This window comes from Streptomyces sp. KLMMK, from assembly GCF_036961605.1.
GTDB lineage: Bacteria > Actinomycetota > Actinomycetes > Streptomycetales > Streptomycetaceae > Streptomyces > Streptomyces telluris.
The window spans coordinates 1-5,447 of the sequence record NZ_JBAMDC010000422.1 but is presented as its reverse complement, the minus strand read 5'-3'; the positions used below and the strand labels follow the sequence as shown (position 1 = coordinate 5,447).

Genomic DNA, 5,447 nt, shown 5'->3' with positions numbered 1-5,447 from the left:
GGCGCCGCCCGGGTCTGGTGTTCGCGGTGGCCGCCGTCGTGCTCGCCCTGCTGGTGGGCGGGCTGGCCTGGGCCTTCAGCAGGGGCGAGGGCGACGAGGGCGGCTCCGCCGCAGGCGGCGCGGGCTCCGCCGCGCCGGACAAGAACGCGGGGTCGCGGTCGGCGTCGGCGGACGACGGCGGGAAGACCGCGGACGGCGGCGGCGACACTTCGTACGGCCTGCGGGTCTCCGTCGAGGCGGTGCGCGACTCCTACACCGGCCCCTGCCCGCCGAAGGGCGCGGGCCCCTCGTTCCGGGTGACCTTCACCGTCGACCGCACCCCCGCCCGGCTCTCCTACCGCGTGGTCACGGGCAGCGGTCAGGTCGACCCCTGGCGGACCTCCGACATCACGGCGGGCAAGAGCCTCGGCCTGACGTACGTCGAGACCGAGCACGGCACGGGCAGGGACTGGCTCGCGGTCGAGGTCAGGAGCCCGCAGAAGATCACCTCCAATCGCGTACCGTTCACCGTCACCTGCCGGCAGCCGTCGTCGGGCCGCCCGCCGGGCGGGCCGTCGTCGGCGGGACCGCCCCGCCCGTCCTGGTCGCCGGGCCCGTCGTCCTCCGCGTCGACGGACCCGGCGTACGGGTACTGAGCGGTCAGGCGGCCCTGGAGAAGACCGGCAGGTAGCCGCCGGACTGACCGGCCGCGGTCGGGTGGTAGGAGCTCTCGACGGGCAGGGTCACGCTGTTGAGCCAGGGGCTGCCGGAGCACAGCTCGTGGCCCGCGAAGGCGGCCGCCGCGTCGCCATAGGCGAAGCCGTGGTCGGCGACCCGCTTGGCGATGACGGAGTTGAGCAGGTCGGCCGCGGCGTTGATGGCCTTCCTCTTGGTCTCGCTGAGTCCGGCGCAACTCGCGCCGAGTTTGTAGAAGCGTGGATATCCGAGGACGACGACATGAGCGGAAGGCGCTCTTCCCTTGATGGCGGTATAGACCTTGTCGAGTTCACCGGGAAGGGTGTTCTGGACAAATGTACGGGCCTCATTGATCCGATTGACGCAGGCGCTGTCGGAGTTCAGCACACACGTGACCATGGTGTCGCCGAAGCCGGCGTCGTTCCCGCCGATGCTGATCGAGACGAGCCCGGTCGAGCTGTTCAGCGAGCCGAGCTGCTTGCCGAGAACATCACCCGTTCGGGCCCCCGCACAGGCGGCGAAGGCGAAGCTCGCGGGGGCGTGCGCAGCGGCCCAGAGCGCAGGGTACGACTTGGCGCTGCGCTTACAGTCCCCGCTGTTCGTGTAGTAGCTCCCGGCTCCGAGACCGGACGAATAGGAGTCACCGAGCGCTACATAGGCGGGAGTTGCGGGCTTCGTCGAAGCCTGGGCGGAGCCGGCTCCGGTGAGGGCCAGGGTGGCGGCGAGGGTGATCGCGGAGAGGGAACCCGCGAGGCGGGACAGCTTCATGGAACCTCCTTTACCAGGGTTTCTGCCGTACCCGTGGTAGCAGCAGCCCGTGACCATAGGAAGTGTCCATGTCAAAAATGTGAGCCAGTGAACGCTCAACCACCGACACCGGGGGACATTTTGACGGTCCGACATATTCGTGCAGTATTCATCTGACCGAAAGACTCCGGTTCCGCGCCGATCGGGTAACCGGAGGCCGTTTGCACGGCCTTCACATCTTGACGTCGCTCCGCCGATTGCGCGACATTGAAGCCTCGGCATCCGGCGCTTCGGGGGGCAAAGTCGCCAATGCAGAGCTTCACAGATCCCACCGGTCTCACCGGCTCGTCCGGCTCACCCGGCTCTTCAGTCCCGTCCGGCGCGCCCGGACCTTCCGGCCCGTCCGATCCGGCCTCGGCCACCGACCCGTCCGCACCGCCGGCCGCACCCGACCGGCCGGGCGGCGCGCGCACGCCGGCCGGGGATTCCCTTCCCGTGGCGGCCGGGGCCGCCACGGCGATCGCGGGCGTCGGCGCCGTGCTGGCGCTCGCGGACATCGGCTCACCCCTGCGTGCGCCGTTCACGCTCTTCTTCCTGCTCGTCGCGCCGGCCTGCGCCGTGGGGGCGGCGCTGCGCGGCCTCGATCCGCTGAGCCGCTCGGTGGTGGCGGCCGGCGGAGCCGTCGCCGTCGACGTGCTGGTCTCCCAGGCCATGCTCGCGCTCCACACCTGGACGGTGCGGGGTGGCGTCGCCGCGGTCGCGGCCGTCAGCCTTCTCCTGTTCCTGCTGGCACACGTGCGGCACCACCGCACGGCGAAAAGTCGGGCTTCCTGAGGTGAACATCAGCGTGTACCGGCCCGGTGACCTCACCGCGGCCGACCGGGCAGCCTGGTCTGCCCTGCAGGCGGCGGCGGTCGAGGACGGATCGCCGCAGCTTGCGAATCCTTTCCTCGCACCCGAGTTCGCCCTCGCCGTCGGCCGGTGCCGGGCCGGGGTGCGGATCGCGGTGGTGCGCGAGGACGGCGAGCCCGTGGGCTTCTTCCCGTACCAGCGCACCGCCCTCGGGGTGGGCCGCGCGATCGGGCTCGGGCTCTCGGACGCCCAGGGGCTCGTCCACCGGACCGGCTTCCAGTGGGACGCCCGTGAGCTGCTGCACGCCTGCGGGCTCTCGGTGTGGGAGTTCGACCACCTGGTGGAGGGGCAGAAGCCGTTCGAGGTGAGCGCCTCCGGGGCGTTCCGCTCGCCCGTGATGGATGTGGAGCAGGGCTTCGAGTCCTACCTGGCCGCCCTGCGCAAGCAGTCGCCGAAGTTCCTCCGCGCCACCTTCGCCAAGGAGCGCCGGCTCGGCCGGGACGTCGGCGAGGTGCGCTACGTGCACGACGAGCGCGACCCGGAGATGCTGCGGACCCTGATCGCCTGGAAGTCCGCGCAGTACCGAAGAACAGGCCGCAGCGACCGGTTCGCGCGTGCCTGGATAGTGCGCCTGGTCGAACAGCTCTTCCACACCAGGACGGAGTCCTTCGCAGGGCTGCTGTCGGTGCTGTACGCCGGGGGGCGGCCGGTCGCGGCGCACTTCGGGCCGCGTTCGCGGCAGGTGCTCTGCTGCTGGTTCCCGTCGTACGACCCGGCGTTCGGGAAGTTCTCGCCGGGCCTGCTGCTGCACCTGCACATGGCGGAGGGGGCGGCCGCCGCGGGGATGGCCTATCTCGATCTCGGCCGGGGCGACAAGACGTACAAGGATTCGCTCAAGACGCGTGAACTCAGCGTCTGGGAGGGATGGGTGATGCGGCGTCATCCGGTGGCGCTGGGGCACCGGGCCCGTCGTGCGCCGGTGCGCGCCCTGCGCAACACCGTGGTGTCCCGGCCCGAGCTCTTCGAGCCCGCCGACCGGTTGCTCAAGCGTGTGGGAAGGCTGCGTCAGGGCGACTGAGGGCGCATTGCGCCCGGCGCGCGCCGCCAACGGCGCAAAGCGTCAACACGACGCATGATCTGGGCGCAAAAAACACCCAAAGGAGGAGTCACCGCACCAGCTCTTGCCATACAGTCTCAACCATCAATACCGTCGTACATCCACCCGCATCGGCCCATCATGCAAAGCGGCTCAGGGGAGGGCAAGCGTCGCGATGGTGCCCGGGGCGGGGCGCGGTGGGGGGTGCCGCGTCCGGCTGATCAGAATCGCCGTGTCGCGTTGACCGCGCGGCGAACAAGTGTTGCCAGCTCGCCCGGCCCGTGCGGCGATGAGCGCCGTCAGGGCGGGGTGAGTACCCCCTTTTCGAACCGGATACGCCACAGGACCGCTCGGGGCGGGCGGTCCACCGGACGAGAGGGACATCCGAGTCATGAGTTCTTTTCTGCGCCCGGCGGCCGATCAGGAAGCCCTGGTCGCCGCCCATTACCGCCCGGTGACGTCGCATCTCGCGATAGCTCCACCCGTGAGCGTCGTCATCCCCGCCATGAACGAGGCGGAGAACCTCCCGTACGTCTTCAAGACGCTGCCGGAGTGGGTCCACGAGGTGGTCCTCGTCGACGGCAACTCCACCGACGACACCATCGAGGTCGCACGGCAGCTGTGGCCGGACGTGAAGGTGGTCCGGCAGCTCGGCAAGGGCAAGGGCGACGCCCTCATCACCGGCTTCGCCGCCTGCACGGGCGAGATCATCGTGATGGTCGACGCCGACGGCTCCGCCGACGGCAACGAGATCGTCAGCTATGTGTCCGCGCTCGTCGGCGGCGCGGACTTCGCCAAGGGCTCGCGCTTCGCCAACGGCGGCGGCACGGACGACATGACGCCCATCCGCAAGCTCGGCAACCGCGTGCTCTGCTCGATCGTCAACCACAAGTTCGGCGCCCGCTACACCGACCTGTGCTACGGCTACAACGCCTTCTGGAGGCACTGCCTGGACGAGATCGCCCTCGACTGCGCCGGCTTCGAGGTCGAGACCCTGATGAACATCAGAGTCGTCAAGGCGGGCCTGCGCGTCCAGGAGATTCCCAGCCACGAGTTCGTCCGCATCCACGGCACCAGCAACCTGCGGGCCGTGCGCGACGGGCTGCGCGTACTGAAAGTGATCCTGCAGGAGCGCGGCACCCGGCGGCGCCGCCCGCAGCGGCTCGCCATCGCACCCGCGGCCAACCGTGGGGAAGTGTCTTGACGATCACCACTTCCCCGGCCGGCACGGCGGACGGCGCCGGCGCGGCCACGGGGCCCTCGGTCTCGGTGGTCATCTGCGTGTACACCGAGGACCGCTGGGACGACATCGTCGCCGCGGTGGCCTCGGTCAGCGAGCAGTCCCGGCCCGCGCTGGAGACCCTGGTGGTCGTGGACCACAATCCGGCCCTGCTGCGGCGGCTCGCCAAGCACTTCGGGGACGACGGCTGTGCCGGGGACGGGGTGCGGGTGCTCGCCAACGCGGGCCCCCGCGGCCTGTCCGCGGGCCGCAACACCGGCATCGAGGCCTCCTCCGGCGAGGTCATCGCCTTCCTCGACGACGACGCCGTCGCCGAGCGCGACTGGCTGCGGCACTTCGCGGAGGGCTATGCCGACCCCCGGGTGATGGCCGTGGGCGGCCGCACCCAGCCGGTGTGGGAGTCCCGGCGGCGGCCCGCCTGGTTCCCCGAGGAGTTCGACTGGGCCGTCGGCTGTACGTACCGGGGGCTGCCGCCCGGCAGGGTGCCGGTCCGTAACGTCCTCGGGGGCAACGCCTCCTTCCGCCGGTCGGCCTTCGAGCTGGCCGGCGGGTTCGCCTGCGGCATCGGCCGCGACGGCGACCGGCTGCCGCTGGGCTGCGAGGAGACGGAGCTGTGCATCCGGCTGACCCGGGCCATGCCCGAGGCGGTGCTGCTGATCGACGACCGGTCGGTCATCCACCACCGGGTGCCCGCGGCCCGCGAGCGCTTCCGCTACCTGTGGACCCGCTCGTACGCCGAGGGCCTGTCCAAGGCCCTGGTGGCGCAGAGCGTGGGGGCGCAGGCCGGGCTGGCCTCGGAGCGCCGGTACACCACGCGGGTGCTGCCCGCCGGGATCG

5 protein-coding genes and 1 pseudogene are annotated in these 5,447 nt (G+C 71.0%); 5 read left to right on the top strand and 1 reads right to left on the bottom strand.

Annotated features, from left to right (window positions below; genetic code table 11):
- Positions 1-635 (top strand): annotated as a pseudogene (locus tag V7793_RS32745) (hypothetical protein); the annotation flags it as partial.
- A gap of 4 nt (positions 636-639) precedes the next feature.
- On the opposite strand, the gene V7793_RS32740 reads toward V7793_RS32745, so the two are convergent.
- Positions 640-1,443 carry an SGNH/GDSL hydrolase family protein gene (locus tag V7793_RS32740; protein ID WP_336013339.1) on the bottom strand — a complete coding sequence of 268 codons (804 nt, stop codon included), beginning with the start codon at positions 1,441-1,443 and terminating at the stop codon, positions 640-642.
- A 474-nt stretch (positions 1,444-1,917) separates the two neighbouring features.
- Here V7793_RS32740 and V7793_RS32735 point away from each other — a divergent pair, with 474 nt between their 5' ends.
- From V7793_RS32735 to V7793_RS32720, 4 genes are all read left to right on the top strand, one after another.
- A complete protein-coding gene (locus tag V7793_RS32735; RefSeq protein WP_168092360.1) occupies positions 1,918-2,256 on the top strand; it encodes a hypothetical protein in 339 nt (112 codons plus the stop codon).
- A 1-nt stretch (position 2,257) separates the two neighbouring features.
- Entirely contained in the window at positions 2,258-3,352 is a 1,095-nt protein-coding gene (locus V7793_RS32730; protein ID WP_336013337.1) for a GNAT family N-acetyltransferase, read from the top strand.
- Between the two features lie 409 nt (positions 3,353-3,761).
- Positions 3,762-4,574, top strand: a complete 813-nt coding sequence (locus V7793_RS32725) for a glycosyltransferase family 2 protein (RefSeq protein WP_168096569.1) — start codon at positions 3,762-3,764, stop codon at positions 4,572-4,574.
- 2 nt (positions 4,575-4,576) lie between these two features.
- Positions 4,577-5,447: glycosyltransferase family 2 protein (locus V7793_RS32720; protein ID WP_336013341.1), on the top strand; the 871-nt coding region annotated here is incomplete at its 3' end.

Bases quoted from the DNA above. Each gene is read 5' to 3' on its own strand.
- V7793_RS32740 (WP_336013339.1), bottom strand. From the start codon at position 1,443: ATGAAGCTGTCCCGCCTCGCGGGTTCCCTCTCCGCGATCACCCTCGCC.
- V7793_RS32725 (WP_168096569.1), top strand. From the start codon at position 3,762: ATGAGTTCTTTTCTGCGCCCGGCGGCCGATCAGGAAGCCCTGGTCGCC.